Here is a 20,826-nt window from a genome sequence, read left to right as displayed (position 1 = left end):
GCCCGCCTGGATGGGCAGCTGGCAAGATGCCCTCGTTCCGAAGCCCCGTTGCTGCACGGGTGTGTGACAGTCGGGTCGATGGCCAGAAGTGACTCCTGAAACCTCCGCCTCGGAATGTCCACCGACGTCTGGACGGGCTGCAATTGTCCGCTTCGCAAGATGGGCATCGACTGGCACCCGATTCAGCAGGATCGGGCCCCCGGTCAAGCCGTGATCCCGGTCTGAACCTCTCGGCCGGCCGGCGATGCAGGAGCGCAAGCGTTTCGCGTTACGAATCAGCTCTCGGTAATGACCAGAGCGAACCGCGGTAGAGACGGATCTTCCGGGAGGTGCGCTGCTTCTAATAGTTGGCCCTTCTCAACGTACTCCGGAAGTCCCTTGCTTAGCTGCTGACGGTTGCGGTGGCTAAACCTAGCGAGGAGCGCCTCAAGCCCGCCTTGCGAAAGGGAAGCAGCTGGACCTGTTCCGCGTGGTGACGGAGGAGCGGAACCACCGCCCGGCGCTCCGCCACCCGGCGGCGGAGGCGGGTTCAGACGGAATAACTCGGACCACGGAAGTGTAGCGTCGGCAAACGCGGATACTTTGTTCGTTCGTCGCTTACCGGCTTCCCTGATTTGTTTGAGATCAGAAGTGTGAATGGCGGCACAGCCATATAGCGTCGGTGCAGGTCGGCGGGCATGCACCGCACCGGGTCGCGACAGATCCCAGCCGTTGTACAACAAGTGGAACGGCATTGCTTCAACGTCTCGCGCGTGCCTAAGTAGCGTATCGTACTGAAGTTCGCCCTGCAGTTGTCCTGGATGGCCAAGCTCGCCGTACGTGTGGTGCCGCTTGTTGTGTGTGACGCGCTTCGCTTGAATCGTGTAGCCGAGCGAAGCTCCCGACTTGAGCAAGATCCAGAACTCAAAATCGGCGCCCACACGTCGCTCGACATTTTGACTTATTGGAACGATGGTGACGGCCGCGTTCAGTCGTGCGAGGTCGAAGAGATTGAGCTGGGTAATCGTCACCTCACCCCAGCTCATTTTCGTTCTGCGGGCTTCCTGGATTGTCCACCAGGTTCGTCCTGCTGCGCGGTCCATCACGCGCGTGAAGTAGTCCAGCTTCAACTGCTTGCCCCTCGACACTCGTTCAGCGCAGCCTAGTGCAAGAGAGAGATTGCAAGAGTTCGATATTGGCGCCGACCACCGAGGTTCCTTGCACCCAATGGCCCACACTTCTTGCCACGGTCGCTCGACCATTTGTTTGCCGATGCTGGATGCGCGGGTTGGTAAGCGGGAAATCGGGACTAGTGAGAGTGCCGCCTTATGACGCGTGCGCCCGACAAACCCGGGCCTGAGTCGGCAACGGAGGGGTACACATCCGCTGGCCCCACGCCCTACGCGCCCCTCGGCACTTGAGGCAGTGGCACGGGCGGGCGCAACTTCGGCCGGGGCAGGACGCTTGGGGTTCTGGGTTCGAGATCACCCAGGCGGCTGCGTAGCTCGGCAGCAGCGAATCATGCGAGCGGTATGGGAAGCGGTCGAGGTTCTCGACGAGGCGCGACGTCGCCGCTACTCGGCTCCACCCCACGAACGAATCAGCTCTCGAGCTCCCCATCCTCGCCGCCGGCGTCGGCGACGAGTGCCGCATGCCAAGGTGGCTGCGCGGTCGGGACTGTCGCACTCGATACGCGAGGGACGACATCCGCGCGGAGGCAGATCACTGGAACTTGCGGGATGGTGGTCGACCGGTGCCTGATGGGTATGCACCATCGGATGAACGCGACGCGGTCGAAGGGTAGACGCACATGCGTGGCGGTGTCTCGCCTCGCCCTGCGAGGCGATGAATCGGGAGCGGAGCCGTGCCATCACGTCTTCCTCGCAGGCAGGCCCTACGATCGACGACTAGGTGATCAAGGGGAATCGATGCAAGGCAGTCCGACGGGCGTTGATGAAGAACTGGCCGCGCAGTTTGCGCATTTCCTAGACCTGCAAGCGAATCTCCGCGATGCGCACGCACGCGAACAGCGGTCGCGGGCAGACGCATCCTCGATACTCGACTTGGATGACACGGCGACGAACCCTGTTCAGATCAGCCATTTCGTGAGTTACTGCCTCATGCAAGCAGTCGACATAGCGGACTCCATGCGCGCCATGGTGCGGCGCGAGGACGGCTCGCTTGAGGTCCCAGTGGTGGCACTCTACCCACTGCTGAGAGCGCAGATCGAGAGCGCCAGCATTGCGGCGTGGGTTTTGGCTCCGCCAGACAGACGAACACGGATCCTCAGGCGATTACAGGCGGGGCACGACGAGCTCGCCCACGACGCGGCATTCGTGCGGAGCTCAGTGGTAGGCAAGACCGCCACAGAGCAGAACCGTGTCCTGCGACTGGACGCACAGCGGACGAAGGCTCATAGACAGCATCTGCGGGTCGTTGCGGCGGCCCAAGGCATTGACCGAACAGAGTACGAGAACTCGCGCCCGGCATGGGAGACGATCGTGCAAGAAGCCGGCAAGGCAGTCGAAATTGCAGACTCGAAGCTTGTCATGATGTGGAGGCTCGCGAGCGGCTTCACACATCCGTCGCTGCGGCGAGGTTCAATCGGTCTCGCGTACTCGGTTTCCGAAACGGACAGTGGCATCGTTCGCGGCGTGCTGTCGCCCCGCATCGATTGGATGCTTACCCTTATCGCCATCAGCTACCGAGCTACCGAAGGCGCACTCAAGCTTTGGCGCGCCGCGAAAGTAGCGCATTCTATGAAGCCGCCGACCTAATCGGACTGCGCCAGGTTATGACACCCGCTCCGAAGGCGTGAAGACCAGTTCTAGGCAGAAAGCCGAGGCATCGGCTGATTGACAGGCTCCGCCGCACTCGAACGCAATCGGCGGAGGGTCGTGTCTCGCCAAGTCAGCGCCCGGAACGAAACAGCATCGGGTTTCGCATGCAACGGCCCGGTTGCCGCCGACGACCGATTTGATGCACGGAAGCGCACCGCCCTCTCCCGGCTCGCGCCTGAAGATGCCGGACTTGTCTGTCATGCGCGCGAGATCCGCTGTACTATAAACGTAGTAAATTGCACCGACGAAGGAGTCGTCATGCGTGCACCAGAACCTCACCATCAGCCGATCGCCGCACCGGCGGATCTCGCGCCGCCGCTGCCCGAGGCATCCGGGTTCGATCACCTCATCGTCGAGACCCCGGGCGTGCGCACCCACGTCGCCACCGTCGGCGACGGTGAACCCGTCGTCATGCTCCACGGCTTCCCGCTGCATTGGTGGCAGTGGCATCAGGTCGCGCCGCTGATCGCCGAGCAGGGCTACCGCGTGATCTGTCCCGACCTTCGCGGTGCCGGCTGGACCGAAGCCGACGACCCCGGCATCGAACGCGAGACGCGACTGCATGACCTGCTCGCGCTCTTCGAGGCGCTCGGCGTCGAACGTGCGCACGTCGTCAGTCACGACATGGGGGCGATCACCGCGATGCAGCTCGCCTACGCTCACCCGGAACGCGCGGGGAGGGCGGTCCAGCTCTCGGTGCCGCCCGGATTCATCTCGTTCAGCCCCAGGCTCGTCGCCGCCTTCCGGCACATGCCGAAGCTGCTCTGGCATCGGCCCGGGAGCTCGCTCCGGGGAGTGTGGGCCGATCAGTACAACGCGAGGCGGACGCCGGAGGCGGAGATCGACGCCCACCTCGCGCCCATGCAGCGCCCCGCCATCGACCAGGCGGTTCGCGCGCTCTACCGAGGCATGGTGATCCCCGAGTCGATGCGGCTGAGCCGCGGCGTGTACAAGCGGATGCGCCTGACCGTCCCGACGCTCTTCACCTTCGGCCGGGTCGACACCAGGTTCGACGAGGAGCTCATCCGCCGCCTCTGCGCGAACCCCGAGCGATTCGCCGACGACGTCGAGTTCGCGTTCGTCGACGACGGCGGCAAGCTCCTCCCCGCCGAGGCTCCCGACGCGGTCGCGAACCTCACGCTCGACTGGATCCGGCGAGCCGACTGAGTTCGGCTCGGCCATTTCGAACTGCAAGTGCGGGGGCGCGGATGCCACGGCGCCACGCGTGCGCGTGCGAAACTCGTCGACGTACGCGACGTGAGAGGCGCCGATGGCTGCAGCAACCAGGGAGCGAGCCCTCGAGGCGGCGGTCGAGGTCCTCGGCACCGACGGAGTGCGGGCCCTCAGCCATGCGCGCGTCGATCAGCGGGCCGGGCTGCCGGCAGGGTCGACCTCGAACTGGTTCCGCACCCGGCGGGCCCTGCTGGCCGGCATCATCGACTGGATGGCGGAACTCGAGCGTGCGGACTTCACGCCCGAGCTGCTCGAGCAGCCGACGCCCGACTCTCTCGCCGAGGGGCTCTGCGCCGTGCTGCTCGTGCAGACCGGCCCCGCCGCGACCCGCACCCGGGCGCGCTACGCGCTCTTCGTCGAACTCGCTGCCGACCCCGAGCTCCTCGAACCGCTGCGCCGTCAACGTCGCGAGTTCGAGCAGTGGACGGACCGGCTCGTCGCTGCGGCCGGCATCCCCGACTCCGTGCCGGCCGCACGCGCCCTCATGGCCCTCGGCGACGGCCTGGCCCTGCACCGGCTCACAGTCGACCCCGAACTCGACGTGCGTCCGGCGGTCGAGCGCGCCGTGCGCGCGCTCGCGGCGACGGCGTGAGCCGGCGTCGGCGCGAACTGAAGTGGGCCCGCCGTCGTAGAGCCGTTGTGGCCGTGGGTCGGGCTCTGCCATAGTGAGCACCATCAGGCCAAGGCCCGCTGTTCTCAGGGATCGAGGTACGGATATGACCTCTCATCCACCCAGTCGCACGAGGGAAGCGCCGCGCGTTCGGCTCGTGTTCATCGATCCCGCTCGGGCCCGGTCGATGCGAGGGGCAGGAGCATGAGCCGCGCGTACTTCTGGGTCGCCACCATCCTCGCGGTGTACTGCTGGCTGATCCCACTCGCCTGGCTCCTCGCGCCGTCGGTGCCGTTGACGTCGTGGGGTTTGGAGATCGAGCCGGTGGCAGCTTGGTTCGGTCTCCGCGCAAGCGTGGGGACCGCCGGCTTCGGCGTTGCACTCTTCCTGGTGCGCCGCGAGCCTCCGTCGCGCGGGCGCCTCGCGGTCAGCGTCGCATTCATCGCTGCCTGGCTCACCTGGGCGGCCTACGGTGTGTACTCGGTGATCACGGGCGCAGCGGGCGTCGGGCTGCTGGCGACGGTGGGCGTCGAGATCGTCGCGGCCGCCGTGCTCGCGTGGGCGGAGTTCGGGACACGGCGCCGTGCCGAGCGGAACGCGCCAGCTGTGGACGGGCTCGGGCACACCGCAGATCGGTGACCTGCCGAGACTGGATGCTCAGGCCGAACCGGATCGGACCTGCGGGCGCGGTGCTCGACGAGTCCCGTCGACGCGACGACGACTCCGGCGCCGACGTGTGGTCGCTGGGGTCCGTCGGGTTCACTGCATCCGAATCGTCGGCGGCGCGCTCGCATTCCGCTGCTTCGATCGTCCACGGTCGAGTGCGCGTCGCCACTACTACGAAATCGTAGTCAGTAGCGTAGATTACGAAAACGTAGTCGTCTATGGTGACTACGAATTCGTAGTGAACGGAGCCCTGCCCATGAGCTACCGCGGCCGCGTCCCAAACGCGGAGACCCTCGGCCTGATGTTGCAGCAGGGGCGGCTCGCTCGCGGGCTGAGCCAGCGTGAGCTCGCTGCCGAGCTCGGGCTCACGCAGCGATGGGTCTCCGAGATGGAGGCGGGCAAGCCGGGCAAGCTCACGGAGCGACTGTTCGCGATGCTCGAGGCGACCGGCGTGCGGCTGTACGCCGAGCTCGACGCGCCGAGCCGCGACCGCGGTGACACGCGCGACACCGAGGAGCCGCGCGATGCCTGAGCTTGCCGTGGAGCTGTACGGCGAGGAGGTGGGGCGCCTGACCGGCACCGACTGGCGCCGGTTCGACTTCGAGGCATCCCGCACCGCGATCGAACGGTTCGGGCTGGGCAGCACCCAGCTTTCGACATCCGTGCCGCTGGTGCCGTTTTCGTCAGCGGCCTGAGGCGCGGCATCCCGCCCGCACATGGCCGGCCGCACCGTCACGCGAGCGGACGGATGCAGGCGCGAACCCACGCGGCGACCGCCTCGAGATCGACCGCACTCGCTGCGACCTCGCGGAGGAACCGGTCGGCCTCGGCCACGTCATCGGCCACGAGGTCGAGTTCGCTGAGTTCGAGGAACGCGACGGTCGCGAACCACGCCAGCCGCTTGTTCCCGTCGGCGAGCGGATGGTTGCGCATCAGCGCGATCAGGAGCGCCGCGGCCTTCTCGTCGAGCGTCGGGTGCACCTCCTCGCCGAACACGGGCATCGGTGCGGCAAGAGCCGAGAGCAGCACGTTGCGCCCGCGGGCGCCGTCCTTGAAGTGAAATCCCTCGTCGTCGAGCAGTGCCTCGACGTCGTCGGGGTCGAGGTACTCAACCTCGCGCCCCGCCGTCACCGGGCGAGACGCTCGAGCAGTTCGGCGTCGCGGGAACGGACGCGATCGAAGGCCGCACGCGTGCGGGCGGACTTGTCGACACGAGCCGCGAGTTCGTCGAGCGTCGCCCGCCCGCGTGCGCGTGGCGGCGATGAGCACGACCAGGTGCTCCGATAATCTCGCAGAATGAGTCGGCTTGAGTCGGTTCCACCTCCTTCGGAGAAGAAGGCACGCGACGCCCGGACTGGACGACGGTTGTTCTATTGGGCCGCAGGGTTGTTCGGCGCGCACCTGCTCTTTCTGGCATTCGGCCTCCTTGAGGCACTCGACGCAGTCGATTGGTCGCCCGAGTTCCAGTTGATTACCGGCTGGCTCGGCTACATCGTCCTGGTGTGGCCGGTGCTTGCGATCATTGCGGCCGTGGTCTGCGGCATCGCACTCAAGGGTCCTTTGCCGGACGACGTCCAGCGAGCCACGACGATCAGTCTCATCGGATCTCTCGCGTTGATCGTGATCGGACCCGTGATCATCTTCGTGATCATCAGGTTGTCCTACGCATTGGCCGGGTGGTGATCTTGTCCGGGTATTCGAGGTCGAAGTTTGAGCGCGCGTTCTCGTCGTTCGAGCCGACACGTACCTGACTGTCACCGCCGAAACTCCCGTCGAGAACGGGGATGCGAGGTCGGTGAGGTCGAGCAATAGTTACCTCGTGCCATGCCCCTCGACCGCGGCCTCGCCGTCAGCGCGCAGGCGGCGCCGTCGACGCCCGCGGGATGACGGTCGGCAGGGCCGTACGGATGCCACGATCCCCCTCCCCCGGCCCAGCCTTGCGGGCGGGGGCGTCGGCTTCGAGGAGGCGTTGGACGCTCGCGCGGCACGAGCGGGCTCGCATCAGTGCGCGGGCACCCGCTCGAGCTCCTCGATCAGCGGCGACGCCTCGACATCCCGCATGATCGCCCGCCCCATCGCCGCGGCCGACTCGCGGTAGCCCGCATCCCCGAGCACCTCGGCGACGGCGCGGGCGATGCGCGCGCTCGGGGCCCTGCGCGGCACGGCGACCCCGGCGCCGCGCTCGGTGACGCGCACCGCGTTGTCGGCCTGGTCCCGTCCGTGGTGCAGGATCACGAGCGGCAGGCCGGCGGCGAGCGCCTTGACGACCGTGCCGTGGCCGCCGTGGGTGACGACGAGATCGGCGTGCGGCAGCACCTCGCGGTGCGGGGCCGATGCCACGACCGTGACGTTCGCCGATGCCCGGATCGCGCCCGGCTCGACGGCCGGCCCGGTGGTCACGAGTCCGCGCACGGGCAGCTCCCCCAGCGCATCGGCGATGCGCTGCAGGCAGTCGACGTGGTTCTGGAACGTCGAGGACATCGCGACGAGCACGAGCGGCCCGTCGCCGTCGGGCGGCGTCCAGCCCGAGCCATCCGCCCAGTCGGGGTCGTCGAGGATCGGGCCGACGTAGCGAGCGTTCGGCGGCAGCGTCGCGGGGAAATCGAAGGCCGCGGACGTCAGCACGAGCTGCATCCGGGCATGCTGCATCTGCGCCCACAGCGTGGGGAGGGGGTCGAGCCCGTGCCGGTCCCGGAGCTCGTTGAGCTCGCGCAGCGTGTACCGGTCGATGAGGCGAGCGGACACCGCGCGCATGGCGCGGTCGCGGGCGCGTCCGAGCGGGCCGTGCGCCGGCGCGAGCCCGGCTCCGAACGGCGGCATGCCGTCGGCGGGCAGCACGTAGACGTTGGGCATGAGCAGGTCGAACGGCACGCCCCGCGATTCGGCGGCGATCATCGCGCCGAGCGCGAAGCCCGAGGTCACCACGAGGTCGGGCTCGATCTCGTCGATCGCGGCGCCCGCGTCATCCGCCTGCCCTGAAGCCGGGCCGACGAGCATGTGGTCGGCCATGCCGCGTGCTTGCGCGAGCGGCGTCCGGAGCTCCCAATCGCGGAACTCCGCGAAGGGGCGCCGCCAGATCAGCACCGCCGCGCCCGCACGCTCGACGTCGGCGGCCATCGTCTCGTCGGCGAGCACGGTCACCCGGTGCCCGCGATCGACGACCCGGCGCACGACGCCGACCTCGGGCGGCACGGTGCCGCCCGCGTCGGTCAGCGCGAACAGGTAGGTGCGAGGGTTCGGATGCGTCATCGGTGATCACCGTCCCGACCGGCTCCGATCCGGTCGGACCGGGCCGCGATGCGGCGAGCGTAGCAACGCGCGGCGAGCGGATGCCTCAGGGCTGGCCCTGCCCGCTCGACCCCGCGGCCGAGGGCGACCTCCGAGCGCGACGACGCAGAGATCGCCAAGCTCGTGGTGATCTGCGGCACCCGCGCGATCGACGCCGACGGTCGCCCCGGAACCTCGTCAGCGCTCGCCGTCGGCGAGGATCGCCTCGAGCCGTGCCTGGCGATCCACTCGCGCTCCTTGCGGAGCGAGCCGACGCCGCCGGGCGTCCGCGGCATCCGCACCAGCAGTTCATCGCGGAGGCGGAACATGACGTTGTCGGTGCCGCCACCGGCACGCACGAGCGGGAGGCCGGCCCACTCGGGGCGTTCGAGTCGAATGACGGATGTCGCGAGGTCGGCGTCGATCGGGATCTCGTCGTGGTGCAGGGCCATCGGGGTCAGTCTGGCAGGCGGCAGAGGTTCTCCGCGGCGTCGGCTCCGCACGGGCCGGGTCAACCTGGCCCGGCCGGTCGGCGGTGCGGCTGAGCCCGAGACGGACTCAGTCCGGCTCGCGGAAGCTCGGGCTGAGATCGGGCCGAGGCGGGGCCGGTGGCGGCTCGGGAAGCCCGGCCGCGAAGATGTCCTCGAGCATCAGGTACGCGGCATCCTTCGGCAGTTCGCCCGGGTAGTAGCGCTCGTACAGCGCCTCGGCCTCGTCGACCGAGCGGATGCCGGTGAGTGAGAGCAGCACGGCGATGTCGGCGTCGTCGCGGGTCGGCCGGCTCGCGCGGATCTTCATCGCCAGCAACGCCTCGGGCGAGATGACCCACACCGACACGTCATCGTCGTCGTAGAGGGGCTCCCACCCGACATCGATCGCGATCGGGATGAAGCTGGCCGCCTTGGCGTTCAACCAGTCGTCGTCCCATCCGCGTCGTCGCGCGATCTCAGCCGCGATCTCGAGGGTCGGGCCCGCGGGATGGAGCTTGGCGTCGATGTCGGGTGTGACACGGCGCTCACCGTAGTAGCGGAGCAGCATGGCCGCACCGCCGACGATGCTCACGCCGCCGCGCTCGTCCCTGGCGTGCAGCTGGCGGACGAGCTCGCGGAGCCCGTCGATCATGTCGTCGCGCGTGAGGTCGGTCATGCGCTCTGCAGCGTCGACTCGTCGACGAGGATCCGGCGACGGCGGAATGCGGGAGGCACGTCGCGGATGGCCCGCGTCGAGGTCCAGCGGTTCACGGTGAGCGGCGTCTCTTCGGGAAGCGTGCGCGCGGGATCGTCGACCCAGCCGGGCTTCGGGAGCGCATCGCGATCGAGCCAGTACTCGGTGACCGCGGCCAGAGCGGCATCCCAGACCGGCGAGCCAGTGGGCGGCGGTTCGGTCGCGGCCAGGACGACGCGATCGACGCCTTCGGTCGCGGCGAGGTTGTCGCTGTACCGCAGGAAGGTGCGGAGCGCGGCCTCGGGGTCGCCATCGGCGAGCCAGTCGGCGATGGCGTCGCCCGCCTCGATCGAGCCGCTGCGGGAGGTCGGATAGACGCCGACCCGGCGCCCCGTTGCTCGCAGCAGGTGGTCGAGCTTCTCGATCGAGGGGTTGCGCAGGCCGGCTTCGATCAGCGACACCGTCGACTTATCGATGCCGGAACGGCGCACGAGTTCGGCCTGCGACAGGCCCGCGGTCTTTCGCGCGGCCCGGAGGAGGGTGCTGGCCGGAGCCATTCGAGGCCTCCAATCTGTTTGCGGATACGCAAACATTGTACGCTCTCCTCATCGCCCGCGAAAGCTCGGATGCGGCGCTCGAAAAGGCGTCGCTCGCGCGGCCGCTGCCGCGACCCTGGCCGCACCCCTACCGAGGGCGGCACGACGCGGGTATGTACACGACACGTGGTGGGATCAGGCGAAGACCGGCGTCGGCAGCGGCTGCAGCTCGAGCTCCTGCCGCATGCGGGCGACGCGTCGATCGAGTTCGGCGCGGAAGGCAGCGTCGTCGGCCACGAGTACCGCAAGCCGGCGAGCGTCAGCCGCCTCGTCACGTTGCCAGTCGATGCCGAGATCCATCGCCTCGGCGTGCTGGAGCAGCGTGGCGCGCGCACGATCAGCGTCGCCGATGAGGGCGCGGGCGAGCGCGATGTCGATCCGCGGCACGATGCCGTCGTCGTTCCCCGAGGCGAGCCGGCGCAGGTGCCGGTCGCGGTCGGCGAACCGGTCGTCCCACTCCACCACCGCCTCGCGGGCCGTCGCCGCGATCCGCTCCGCCTCCGCGCGCACGGCCTCCCGGCCGGTGAGGTCTGCGGAGACACCCGCCACCCTGCCCCCGAGATCGAAGGCCCGTCCCTCGAAGTACGTCCAGAGGTGCTGCACGCCGACGTTGAGCATCGCGGTGTTCGCGACCCAGCTCGCCTGGAACTCGACGTTGATCACCCACCATCCGCGATCGCCGATCCACTGGCGAGGGCTCGAGCTCGCCAGGCGCACGTCGAGGTCCGCGAAGGCCGCGCGGGCGGCGCGACGGAGCTCCGTCATCGCGCGCGTGCGCGAGTCATCCGTCGTCATCGCCGGCGCCCCTCGTCGCGGCCCATCTCAACTGAGCCAGACGAGCGCGCCTCATCCGCCTCGGCTCGCTCGACCAGCCCGCGGTTGGCGCGCGCGGCCCGGATCGCTCCGGCGTTCGCGACGAGCGTCCCGCCGACCATGCCCGCGATCGCGGCCCAGCCGATCCCGGCGCCGGCGAACACCAGAAGCGCGACTCCGGCGACGAAGCCCGCTGTCTGGATCAGCCGGAGCCGTGGGGACATCGGGTGGCCTGCGACCCACCGGCGCATCATCGGCACGGCCACGGCCACGGCGTACGCGAACGCCCCCGCGAAGACGCCGGCCACCGCCAGCGCGGCGACCGGACCGTCGTCGACGGCCGTGACGGCCAGCCAGGCGCCTGCCGCGACCGCCACGGCGGTCAGGACCACCGAGAACGTCAGGGACCCCCTCGGCCAGGCCCGATCGTCCCGAGGGACGACGTCGACGGATGACGCATCCGCGCCCTGCCGGGCCACCTGTGACATCACACGCCTCCTCGCGAGTCGTCGCCGCGACGGATGGCGCGACGCGCCGGACACGTGCGACGGTCGCGCCCCGAGCCGATCGAGGAGCAACCATGCCCAGCATGGTCTCCGGCACATGCTGCTCCACGGGGCGGCAGCGGGGCAGTCCTTGCGTCGAGCGGCGACGGTGCGCTATCCGCTCGCCGATGACCCATCCCAGCCCCTTGCAACCGGTACTCAGGTACGGGTTTACCGTGGGGTCATGAACGATTCGCCAGCCGCCTCGTGGGCCCCGGAGTCGTGCGCGCTGCCCACCGTGGAGCGCCCGCTGCGCGAGGAGGAGTTCGCAACGTTCTTCCGCGACCACCTGAGACGCGTGCGTCGGCCGGGGTCGACCGTCGTCGAGTTCGAACTCGAGCGCGGGAGTCTCGAGCGCGCCCGCGAGCTCGCGGCGCTCGAGACATCCTGCTGCTCGTTCTTCTCGTTCGAAGTGCGAGAGCGGGAACCCGACGGGCGCGTGCTGATGACCATCGGGGTCTCCCCCGCACATGCGCTGATCCTCGAGGCCCTGGTCGACTCGGCGGTCGCGGCATCCGGAGCCGAGGTGGTCGCATGAGCGGCACGCTGCGCGCGGGCGAGGTCGCCGAGCGGGTGGGCGTCAACCTGCAGACGCTCCGGTACTACGAACGTCGCGGACTCCTGCCCGAACCCGATCGCAGCCTCGGCGGCCATCGCCTCTACGACGACGACGCGGTGCTGCTGCTCCGCGTGATCAAGGCCGCCCAGTCGCTCGGCTTCACGCTCGACGAGGTCGCCGCGCTCATCGACGCCGGATCGCACGCGCACCGCCGCCGGGAGAACCTGCACGACCTCGCCGAGGCGAAGCTCGAGCAGGTGCGCGAGAAGATCGCCGCGCTGCAGCTCATCGAGCAGACCCTCGTCGACGTGCTCGACGCCGGATGCGACGACCTCACCGCGTGCGCCCTCGAGGAGCACTGCCCGATCCCGTTCGGCGGCATCGAGCGTCTCTCCTGAAAGCGGGCGCCGGGATCCGGAGCGCGCCGCGGAGGTCGGGCGCGGCGGCGGGGTGCGTGTCTGCGGCTCGACAGAGTACGTCGGCCGGCGAGGCACTCCTCCTCCACAGGGGCGACTCTTGGTGGTTTATCCACATGCAGAATCCCTGATCGCATCCAATTTCACGGGCCAGCGGATGTCAGTGGGTGCCTGCAGGATGGAGTCATGGAACAGCCGCCGCGACTCGCGCCCGACGCCCGGCCGGCGTCATCAACGTCGCGTGCGCTGATCGCGCTCGAGCGCGAGGTTGCGGCGCTCCGCGAGGCATGGGTCGGCGCGATGCCGGCGTGGGGCGCCATCCGCGGTTCGGCGCAGGTCGAGGCGGAGCAGATGAGCGATGCCGGGCTCATGCAGGTCATCGACGGGCTCGCGAACGTGCGGCGCGATGTCGACGCCCTGTTCGCGAGACTCGCCGCCGAGGTCGCCAAGCGGTCCGGGCCCGAGTTCGGGGAGCTCGGGTTCGCGAAGGCGCAGGGCTTCCACAATCCGGCACGACTCCTCGCCGCGGCCACCGGCGGGTCGCGCGCCGACGCGCAACGACTCGTCGCCGTCGGCGCCGCAACGGCCGAGCGGCAGACGTTCAGCGGTGAGCGGATGCCGGCGCGGCATCCGCACGTGGCGACCGCCCTGCGGTCGGCGACGATCAGCGTCGAGGCGGCATCCGCGATCACGATCATGCTCGAGCGAGCGTCGATGCGCGCCGAGGCGGGCCGGGCGCAGGTCGTCGAGCACGCCCTCGTCGAGCTTGCCGCGCGAGTGCCGCTCGAGACGCTCATGCGCGGGGTGCGCGAGGCCGAGGCACGGCTCGACCCCGACGGGGTCGAGCCACGCGAAGACGAACTCCGGATGGCGCGCTCGCTCACGATCCGCGAAGACCACCGCGGATTGGTGCACCTACATGCCCGGCTCGACCCCGACAGCGCGGCGCCAGTGAAGGCGGCGATCGAGGCGCTGGTCAGCGACGCACTGCGACGACGTCAGCCGGGCGAGCCCACGCCGGTCGTCGACGACCGACGTTCGATTCCGCAGATCCAGGCCGATGCGCTCGCCGCGCTCGCCCGCCACACGCTCGGCTGCACCCAGACGACCACACCGCTCGCGAAGACCACCGTCGTCGTGCGCGTCGACCTCGACGCCCTCGTCAGCGGGCTCGGGCATGCCCGCATCGACGGACTCGACCAGCCCATCTCGGCCGCGACGGCCCGCCGCATGGCCGCCGACGCCGAACTCGTCCCCGCCGTGCTCGGCGGCGAGAGCCTGCCGCTCGACCTCGGCAGGGCGGCACGCCTGTTCACGAAGGCGCAGCGTCTCGCCCTCGGCGAGCGCGACGGCGGCTGCGCCTCCTGCGGGCAGAACATCGGCTACGTCGAGGCTCACCACATCGACTGGTGGGAACGCGATGCGGGCCCGACCGACCTCGCGAATGGGGTGATGCTGTGCAGCTTCTGCCACCACATGATCCACCGCGACGGCTGGCAGATCCGGCCCGGCCCGCGGGAGATCTGGTTCATCCCACCCCCGCACATCGACCCCGCCCAGGTGCCCCGCCTCGGCGGCCGGGCACGGTTCGAGTTGCGCGAAGCCGAGGCGGCGTGACCTGCCTCAGCGTCAACCGCCGGCGCCGGGCACCGAACCGACCGGTGCAACGAAGGTCCGGACGCGGCGCGCGCGGACCCGCGCGCGCCGCCCGAAGCGAACCGGGATCAGGCTGGACGCAGCGCGGGCTCCCCCGCATGCGCCAGCGCCCACTCGAGCGCGTGATCGGCGACTTCCTCCCAGCCGGGTTCGGCGCAGATCCAGTGCGACCGGCCCGGGAACTCGACGTACTCGGTGATCGCGGGCGACTTGGCGTAGTGCTTCGCGTTCGACTTGTTCACCGACGGCGGCATGATGTGGTCCTTCTCACCGCCGATGAAGAGGAGCGGTGCGCGATCTTTCGTGTAGTCCACCCAGGTCTCCTGGTGGCCGGGCTGGAAGTTCGCGATCAGGCCGTACGCCCACACCCAGTTGCCGGGCGCGGCGATCGCGTACTTCTCCCAGACGGCGTCCGACTCCTCGCGCGTGAGCGTGTTGGCGAACGCGTAGTGGAACTCCTCGGGCGTGAACCCGACCGCCTTGTGCCGGTTCGCCGGGTTCTTCAGCGCCGGGAACAGCGACTTCGCCTGCGAGAGCGGCGTCACCCGCACGCCCTCGGTGGGCGCCGAGTCGACGACGACGGCCGCCGCCCCCAGGCCGCGGGCCAGCAGCAGCTGCGTGAGCGTGCCGCCGAACGAGTGGCCCATGATGATCGGCGGCGTCGGCAGCGCCTCGATGACGCCGGCGAGGTGGTCGACGGTCTGCGGCACGGTGAGGTTCGCGATGAGGTCGGGGTTCTCGCGCAGCCCCTCGACCTCGATCTCGAACCCGGGGTACCCGGGCGTGAGCACGGTGAAGCCCTTCGCCTCGAAGCGCTCCTTCCAGCCCTCCCAACTGCGCGGGGTCATCCAGAGGCCGTGCACCAGCACGATCGTGTCGGGTGCGGCGGGGTCGGTGGTCCGGTCGGTCATGATCAGTGTCCTTTCGGTGGGGCGGATGCCGCGGCATCCGTTTTCAGGAATCGATGAAGGCGAGCAGGTCGGCGTGCAGCCGATCCCGCTCGGTGTCGGGCAGGCCGTGAGCGCCGTTCTCGTACACGAGCAACTGCGCGCCCGCGACCATGGCGGCGGAGCGCTTGCCGCCGACCTCGAACGGCACGATCTGGTCGTCGTCGCCGTGGATCACGAGGGTCGGCACGTCGACCTTCGCGAGGTCGTCGCGAAAGTCGGTCGCCGAGAACGCGGCGATGCACTCGTACGCCGCGCGGTGGCCGCATTCCATGCCCTGCAGCCAGAACGCGTCGCGCGTGCCGGGTGAGACGTCGTTGTTGCGGTTGTTGCCGAAGAACGGCCCGTCGGCGAGGTCGCGGTACAACTGCGACCGGTCGGATGCCTCCCCAGCGCGCAGTCCGTCGAACACGTCGATCGGCAGGCCCTCGGGGTTCTCGTCGGTGCGCAGCATGAGCGGCGGCACCGCCGAGACGAGCACGAGCCTCGCCACCCGCCCGCTGCCATGACGGCCGAGGTAGCGCACGAGTTCGCCGCCCCCGGCCGAGTGGCCGACGAGCGCGAGGTCGGTGAGGTCGAGGTGGTCGATGAGCACGGCGAGGTCGTCGGCGTACGTGTCCATCTCGTTGCCGTCCCACGTGCGTGTCGATCGGCCGTGCCCGCGGCGGTCGTGCGCGATGGCGCGATGCCCGTGCTCGGCGAGGAACCGTGCGCCGGCAGCCCACGCGTCGGAGTTGAGCGGCCAGGCGTGGCTCAGGATCACGGGCGAGCCGCGGGCGCCCCAGTCGGTGTAGAAGAGCCGGGCGCCGTCGTCGGCCGTGACGTAGGGCATGTCGGCCTCCTCATGGCGTGAACGGATGCCACGATCGTGCCGCCGCGCGCCGGGTCGCCGAACCACGTGGCGTGCGTAGTCGCGACCCGGGCGCGGCGCTACCGGCACCGGCCGCGCCGCGGGTCAGCGGTCGCCGAGTCGCTCGGTGAGCTGCTTGCGCGAGGTCACGCCGAACTTCCGGAACACCTTGCGCAGGTGATAGTCGACGGTGTTGACGCTGATGAAGAGGGTCGCGCCGATCTCGGCGTTCGTCTTGCCCTCCGCGGCCATGCGGGCGATCGTGCCCTCCTGCGGTGTGAGCGGCTCGACGCCGTCATCGCCGGGAACGAGGTGCGGCACGTGCTCGCCGGTCGCCTCGAGCTCGCGGCGGGCGCGGGCCGCGAAGGCCGGCGCCTCGACCCGGGTGAAGATCGCGAGCGCCTGCTTCAGGTGGTCGCGAGCCTCCCGTCGGCGCTTCAAGCGCCGCAGCCACTCGCCGTAGACGAGATGTGCGCGGCCGAGGTCGGCCGGAGCCGTGGCCGCCTCGAGGTGCTCGATCGCCTCCACGTACTTCGATTCGGCGTCCGCGTCATCCGCCATCAGCGCCGCCGACTTGGCCGCCTGGCCTCGTACCCACGGCGTCCCGCTGGCCGCGGCGATCCCCTGCAGCCGAGTCAGCTCGTCGCCGACCTCCGCGGCCCGGCCGCTGCGCACCGCGGCTTCGATGTAGTCCGGGAGCTGCTGCATGGTCACCTGCAGGAAGTTCCGCTCGACCATCGGCCGGAACCGTTCGAACGCGTCACGGTAGTACCCGTCGGCGAGCTCCCTGATGCCCAGTCCGGTCATCGCGATCGTCCACGCACCGGCGAACCCGGTCGCGAGCACGCCCTCGGCGACCTGCTCGACGAGCTCGACGGGGGCGCCCGCCCAGGCGAGGGCCGCGGCGTTGACCACCTGCTCGGCGTCGTAGCCGATCGCCCGGCGCAGCTCGCGCACCTGCTCGATGTACCGAGCGGATGCCGCGGGGTCGCCGCGCACGAGCTCGAGGTGGCCCAGCAGCCACAGGTTGGTGTCCACGACGCGGAGCACCCCGGCATCGCGCGCCACCCGGAGCGTGCGCTCGAGGAGCTCGATGCACACGCGCTCCTCCCACAACGCCATGGTCAGCGCGACGCCGAGCGAGCCGACATCGAGCAGTTGCGCGTCGTCGGCATCGCGGATCGTGGCCACCGCCTCGCGCATGAGCGGCACCGCCACGTCGTAGGGCTCGAGGATGTGCGCGGCGACGGCGCGAAGCTGCACCGACCTCGGACCGTCGGCCACGGCGGCGCCGTCGGCGAGTCGGCGCCCCAGTTCGGGGAGGCTCACGCCCTCGGCCGCCCACTCGGCGGTCAGGGTGTAGTCGAACGCACGCAGCAGCGCCCGCTGCTCGAGCTCCGGAGCGAGACCGTGGAACAGCGTCGCGGCACGCAGCATCATGGCCGCGCCGCCGACGACGCCGTCGTGGTCGGCGATGAACAGCGCGAGCAGCGCGCGCAACGTCAGCACGCGGCCGAGCCCGACCGGGCCGAGGCGGTCCTCGTCGAGACGCGCGAGCAGCTCGAGCGCGAGGCCTACGGCGCCGGCCACCGAAGCCGCCTCGGCGGCCTCGAGGATCCGCCGGTCGTGCTCCGGCCCGTCCGAGGTCAGGTCGGCGGCGCGGGTGAGCAGCTGCGCGCGCGACACCGAGGCGCCGCGCACGCCGGCGGCGTCGGCCATACGTTCCATGCGGGCGGCCAATGCGTCGTCGGCACCGACCGACGCCGCCGCACTGTGCCAGACCGCGAGGTCGGCGCGACCGCGCTCGTCGGCGACCGCCGCGAGCGCCTCGTGCGCGCGCCGTCGGTCGTCGGCGGGCATGCCGTTGTAGACGGCCGAGCGAACGAGCGGATGTCGGAAGTCGACCGTTCGCCGGATGGCGACCAGCCCGGCGCGTTCGGCCGGCCCCGAGGCATCCGTCGCCAGGCCGAGCCGTTCGGCCGCCGTCGCGATGAGCTCGCGATCGCCCGTCGACTCGGCCGCCGCGACGAGCAGCCAGCGCTGCGCCTCCGGCGCGATCGCGTCGACCTGCGCCGAGTAGTGCGCCTCGAGTCGCTCGCCGACCGGCACGGGCGTCGGGGCCAGCGTGGAGTCCGTGAGCTGCTCGGCGGTGAACTCGCGGCCCAGGTCGATGAGGGCGAGCGGGTTGCCGCCGATCTCCTCGGCGATGCGCGTCGCGAGCAGCGGATCGACGGCCCCGCGCACCGATCGGTTCAGGAGCTGCACCGCCGCACGCTGATCGAGTCCGCCGAGTTCCAGCGCGGGAACGCCGGCGGTGACGAGCTGCACGCGCGGGTCGGGGCGCGACGCCAGCAGCAGCGCGACCGGCTCCGCAGCCAACCGGCGGGCGACGAAGGCGAGCACCTCGAGGGACTCCGCATCGACCAGGTGCGCGTCGTCGACGACCCACGCGATCGGCTCGACCTCGCCGGCCGCCGCGAGCAGCGACAGCAGCCCGAGCCCGACGAGGTACCGGTCGGGCGGAGGCCCGTCGTCGACGCCGGCGGCGATCCGCAGCGCCGCGGCCTGCCGCGCGGGCACGTGGTCCAGGTGATCGGCGAGCGGGGCGCCGAGGCGCTGCACCGCGGCGTACGGCATCGCGGATTCGGCTTCGTACCCGTCGGACCGCAGTACCCGGATGCCGCGAGCCCGCCCCACGGCGGCGTCGAGCAGCGCCGTCTTGCCGATGCCCGGTTCGCCGACCAACGACAGGGCGCCGCCGGTGCCGTTCCTGGCATTGCTCAGCATCGCACCGAGGCGGTCGAGCTCGCCGGTGCGTCCGAGGATCGCGGGGGGTGCGGGTTCGATGAGTCACCGTACCCCGGCTACGGCGGTGCGGTCCAGCGTCCTGCTCGTCCTCCCGGTCGGGCGCGGCGGCGTCGAGGTGTCCTTGGCTTCAGGAGTTCCGAGCGGACCACGCCGGAGCCCATCAGGTGGGCGACCCGGCCGCGAGCCGCTCCCCCAGCCAGGCCCGCGCCCGAGCGTGGAAGGCCCGCGTCACCTCGGCGCCCCGAGCGATCGACTCGAAGCCGTGCGGCGCGCCCGGCACGACGTCGACCGTGCACTCGACGCCCGCGTCGCGCAGCGCGGCGGCGTAGGCGAGGTCCTCGTCGTGGAACAGGTCGATGTCGCCGACCCCGATCCACGCCGGCGGCAGCCCGGTCAGGTCGGCGCGGCGGGCGGGCACGGCGAAGTCGGGCACGGCGTCCTCGCCCGGCGACGCCTGCAGGTACGACGACCAGCCGACGAGGTTGTCGCGGTTGGTCCAGGCGAAGTGCCGCACCGCGTCGAGTTCCCGACGCGCGGCGGTGCGGTCGTCGAGCATCGGGCAGTACAGCAGCTGCGCCGCCGGCTTCGGGCCACCGGCGTCGAGCAGTCGCTGCGCGAGCGCGGCCGCGAGCCCGCCGCCCGCGCTCTCCCCGCCGACCGCGACCCGCGCGGGGTCGATGCCACGAGCGGACGCGGCATCCTGCAGCCACTGCCACGCTGCGACGCAGTCGTCGAGCGGAACCGGGAACGGATGCTGCGGCGCGAGCCGGTACTCGACCGAGACGACCACGATGCCGAGTCGCTCGGCCAGGTCGGCGCAGAACCGATCGTCGGCCGCGGCGGCGCCGATCACCAGCCCGCCGCCGTGCATCCACAGCAGCGCGCCGCGCGTCACCGACCCGGTTCCGCGAGCGGGCGTGAACACCCGCACCCCGGGGCCGCGGGCACCGAAGTCCACGCGTTCGAATCGCACGCCCTCGGCCTGCCTCGGCGGCGGGATGAGCGCGAGCATCGACTGCGTCATCCGCCGCTGCCAGCCGTGCTGGACCCGCGGGCGCGGGAACCACCGGTAGGCCCCACGCAACTCCGGGTGCAGGTCGGCGACACGCATGCGTGTCAGGGAGGAGGGCGCGTCATCCGCTCGGGTGCTCGTCATGGTGCCCACGATTCTGACGCATGCGAATCCTCCCAGCAGATTCCCGACCACCGGTTCGCGTGGGCGATATATCGTTGACATATCGTCGAGACCCGATCAGGGCCCGGTTCCAGGGAGGTCATCATGAGCGATTCATTCGGCAGCGGCTTCGGCGGCTCCTCAAGCGGATGGGGCGGCAAGGGCGCCAATCCCGGCCAGGGCATCTGGGATGCCATGGAGCAGCTCCGCGGGATGTTCGAGCAGAAGGTCGCCCCGCGCATGGGCAAGGGCGACGTCCGCGCGGCGGTGCTCGCGCTGCTCGCCGAGAAGCCGATGCACGGCTACCAGATCATCAGCGAGATCGCCGAGCGCAGCGGCGGAGCCTGGAAGCCGAGCGCGGGCTCGGTCTACCCGACGCTGCAACTCCTCGCCGACGAGGGACTCGTCACCGCCGAGGAATCCAACGGGCGCAAGACGTACTCGCTGACCGAGATGGGCAGGGCCGAGGCCGCGACATCCGCTGACCGCGCCCCGTGGCCGACCGCGAGCGGCGGCGGCAGCAGCAGCGGTCGCCGAGACTTCGGCAGCGCCGGGCCCATCGCGAAGGCAGGGTTCGAACTCGCCCAGGCCGCGGCGCAGATCGGACGCACCGGGACGCCCGAGCAGGTCGAGCAAGCCGTCGAGCTGTTGAACGACGCGCGCCGCCGCATCTACTCGATCCTCGCGCAGGACTGACCGGGTG

At 70.4% G+C, this 20,826-nt stretch carries 23 protein-coding genes; 11 read left to right on the top strand and 12 right to left on the bottom strand.

The genetic code is table 11. The annotated features are described in order from the left end of the window. Positions 1-275 precede the first annotated feature (275 nt). Positions 276-1,109 (bottom strand): DUF6615 family protein, encoded by an 834-nt coding sequence (locus tag AC3RKB_RS10045; protein WP_491435954.1) that lies wholly within the window; start codon positions 1,107-1,109, stop codon positions 276-278. 798 nt (positions 1,110-1,907) lie between these two features. Between AC3RKB_RS10045 and AC3RKB_RS10040 the strand changes: the two genes are divergently transcribed. From AC3RKB_RS10040 to AC3RKB_RS10015, 6 genes are all read left to right on the top strand, one after another. Then, positions 1,908-2,756, top strand: coding sequence for a hypothetical protein (locus AC3RKB_RS10040; RefSeq protein ID WP_491435953.1), 849 nt, complete (start codon positions 1,908-1,910; stop codon positions 2,754-2,756). 321 nt (positions 2,757-3,077) lie between these two features. Then, a complete protein-coding gene (locus tag AC3RKB_RS10035) occupies positions 3,078-3,986 on the top strand; it encodes an alpha/beta fold hydrolase (RefSeq protein ID WP_491435951.1) in 909 nt (302 codons plus the stop codon). A 103-nt stretch (positions 3,987-4,089) separates the two neighbouring features. Beyond that, entirely contained in the window at positions 4,090-4,644 is a 555-nt protein-coding gene (locus AC3RKB_RS10030; RefSeq protein ID WP_491435949.1) for a TetR/AcrR family transcriptional regulator, read from the top strand. 222 nt (positions 4,645-4,866) lie between these two features. Then, entirely contained in the window at positions 4,867-5,301 is a 435-nt protein-coding gene (locus AC3RKB_RS10025) for a hypothetical protein (protein WP_491435947.1), read from the top strand. A 265-nt stretch (positions 5,302-5,566) separates the two neighbouring features. Next, positions 5,567-5,860, top strand: coding sequence for a helix-turn-helix domain-containing protein (locus AC3RKB_RS10020; RefSeq protein ID WP_491435946.1), 294 nt, complete (start codon positions 5,567-5,569; stop codon positions 5,858-5,860). Further along, complete coding sequence (locus AC3RKB_RS10015; RefSeq protein ID WP_491435945.1) at positions 5,853-6,023, top strand: hypothetical protein; 171 nt, start codon at positions 5,853-5,855, stop codon at positions 6,021-6,023. Before AC3RKB_RS10020 ends, AC3RKB_RS10015 begins: the two co-directional genes overlap by 8 nt. 37 nt (positions 6,024-6,060) lie before the next feature. On the opposite strand, the gene AC3RKB_RS10010 is transcribed toward AC3RKB_RS10015, so the two are convergent. After that, positions 6,061-6,459, bottom strand: coding sequence for a type II toxin-antitoxin system death-on-curing family toxin (locus tag AC3RKB_RS10010; protein ID WP_491435944.1), 399 nt, complete (start codon positions 6,457-6,459; stop codon positions 6,061-6,063). Between the two features lie 165 nt (positions 6,460-6,624). Between AC3RKB_RS10010 and AC3RKB_RS10005 the strand changes: the two genes are divergently transcribed. Further along, positions 6,625-7,011: a hypothetical protein gene (locus AC3RKB_RS10005; RefSeq protein WP_491435943.1), complete on the top strand. Its 387-nt coding sequence runs from the start codon at positions 6,625-6,627 to the stop codon at positions 7,009-7,011. 318 nt (positions 7,012-7,329) lie between these two features. On the opposite strand, the gene AC3RKB_RS10000 is transcribed toward AC3RKB_RS10005, so the two are convergent. The 6 genes from AC3RKB_RS10000 to AC3RKB_RS09975 all read right to left on the bottom strand — a co-directional run bounded on the left by AC3RKB_RS10000 (position 7,330) and on the right by AC3RKB_RS09975 (position 11,656). Further along, positions 7,330-8,577, bottom strand: a complete 1,248-nt coding sequence (locus AC3RKB_RS10000; RefSeq protein ID WP_491435941.1) for a glycosyltransferase — start codon at positions 8,575-8,577, stop codon at positions 7,330-7,332. After that, the gene (locus tag AC3RKB_RS09995) at positions 8,574-9,047 is read right to left on the bottom strand and encodes a hypothetical protein (protein WP_491435940.1); all 474 of its coding nucleotides are present in this window, start codon (positions 9,045-9,047) and stop codon (positions 8,574-8,576) included. Before AC3RKB_RS09995 ends, AC3RKB_RS10000 begins: the two co-directional genes overlap by 4 nt. A 106-nt stretch (positions 9,048-9,153) precedes the next feature. After that, the gene (locus AC3RKB_RS09990) at positions 9,154-9,741 is read right to left on the bottom strand and encodes a DUF6036 family nucleotidyltransferase (RefSeq protein WP_491435939.1); all 588 of its coding nucleotides are present in this window, start codon (positions 9,739-9,741) and stop codon (positions 9,154-9,156) included. Continuing rightward, on the bottom strand, positions 9,738-10,316 hold the full coding sequence (locus tag AC3RKB_RS09985) for a helix-turn-helix domain-containing protein (RefSeq protein ID WP_491435938.1): 579 nt from the start codon (positions 10,314-10,316) through the stop codon (positions 9,738-9,740). Before AC3RKB_RS09985 ends, AC3RKB_RS09990 begins: the two co-directional genes overlap by 4 nt. A gap of 174 nt (positions 10,317-10,490) precedes the next feature. After that, on the bottom strand, positions 10,491-11,150 hold the full coding sequence (locus tag AC3RKB_RS09980) for a hypothetical protein (RefSeq protein WP_491435937.1): 660 nt from the start codon (positions 11,148-11,150) through the stop codon (positions 10,491-10,493). Beyond that, positions 11,147-11,656: a hypothetical protein gene (locus AC3RKB_RS09975; RefSeq protein WP_491435936.1), complete on the bottom strand. Its 510-nt coding sequence runs from the start codon at positions 11,654-11,656 to the stop codon at positions 11,147-11,149. The genes AC3RKB_RS09980 and AC3RKB_RS09975 overlap by 4 nt, the downstream gene beginning before the upstream one ends. A 241-nt stretch (positions 11,657-11,897) precedes the next feature. On the opposite strand from AC3RKB_RS09975, the gene AC3RKB_RS09970 reads away from it, so the two are divergent. The 3 genes from AC3RKB_RS09970 (at position 11,898) to AC3RKB_RS09960 (ending at position 14,305) form a co-directional block, all read left to right on the top strand. After that, a complete protein-coding gene (locus AC3RKB_RS09970) occupies positions 11,898-12,251 on the top strand; it encodes a hypothetical protein (protein ID WP_491435935.1) in 354 nt (117 codons plus the stop codon). Continuing rightward, entirely contained in the window at positions 12,248-12,670 is a 423-nt protein-coding gene (locus tag AC3RKB_RS09965; protein WP_491435934.1) for a MerR family transcriptional regulator, read from the top strand. The genes AC3RKB_RS09970 and AC3RKB_RS09965 overlap by 4 nt, the downstream gene beginning before the upstream one ends. 204 nt (positions 12,671-12,874) lie before the next feature. Then, the gene (locus AC3RKB_RS09960; RefSeq protein WP_491435933.1) at positions 12,875-14,305 is read left to right on the top strand and encodes an HNH endonuclease signature motif containing protein; all 1,431 of its coding nucleotides are present in this window, start codon (positions 12,875-12,877) and stop codon (positions 14,303-14,305) included. 107 nt (positions 14,306-14,412) lie between these two features. On the opposite strand, the gene AC3RKB_RS09955 is transcribed toward AC3RKB_RS09960, so the two are convergent. From AC3RKB_RS09955 to AC3RKB_RS09940, 4 genes are all read right to left on the bottom strand, one after another. Beyond that, complete coding sequence (locus tag AC3RKB_RS09955) at positions 14,413-15,255, bottom strand: alpha/beta hydrolase (RefSeq protein ID WP_491435932.1); 843 nt, start codon at positions 15,253-15,255, stop codon at positions 14,413-14,415. Positions 15,256-15,298: 43 nt separating this feature from the next. Beyond that, on the bottom strand, positions 15,299-16,123 hold the full coding sequence (locus tag AC3RKB_RS09950) for an alpha/beta fold hydrolase (RefSeq protein ID WP_491435931.1): 825 nt from the start codon (positions 16,121-16,123) through the stop codon (positions 15,299-15,301). Between the two features lie 123 nt (positions 16,124-16,246). Then, positions 16,247-18,967, bottom strand: a complete 2,721-nt coding sequence (locus tag AC3RKB_RS09945; RefSeq protein WP_491436807.1) for a helix-turn-helix transcriptional regulator — start codon at positions 18,965-18,967, stop codon at positions 16,247-16,249. Between the two features lie 142 nt (positions 18,968-19,109). Then, positions 19,110-20,105 (bottom strand): alpha/beta hydrolase, encoded by a 996-nt coding sequence (locus AC3RKB_RS09940; protein ID WP_491435930.1) that lies wholly within the window; start codon positions 20,103-20,105, stop codon positions 19,110-19,112. A 123-nt stretch (positions 20,106-20,228) separates the two neighbouring features. Here AC3RKB_RS09940 and AC3RKB_RS09935 point away from each other — a divergent pair, with 123 nt between their 5' ends. Beyond that, complete coding sequence (locus AC3RKB_RS09935) at positions 20,229-20,819, top strand: PadR family transcriptional regulator (RefSeq protein WP_491435929.1); 591 nt, start codon at positions 20,229-20,231, stop codon at positions 20,817-20,819. The last annotated feature ends 7 nt before the right edge of the window (positions 20,820-20,826 follow it).

This window comes from Agromyces capsici, assembly GCF_058349965.1.
This window is presented reverse-complemented; position numbering and strand designations above follow the sequence as displayed.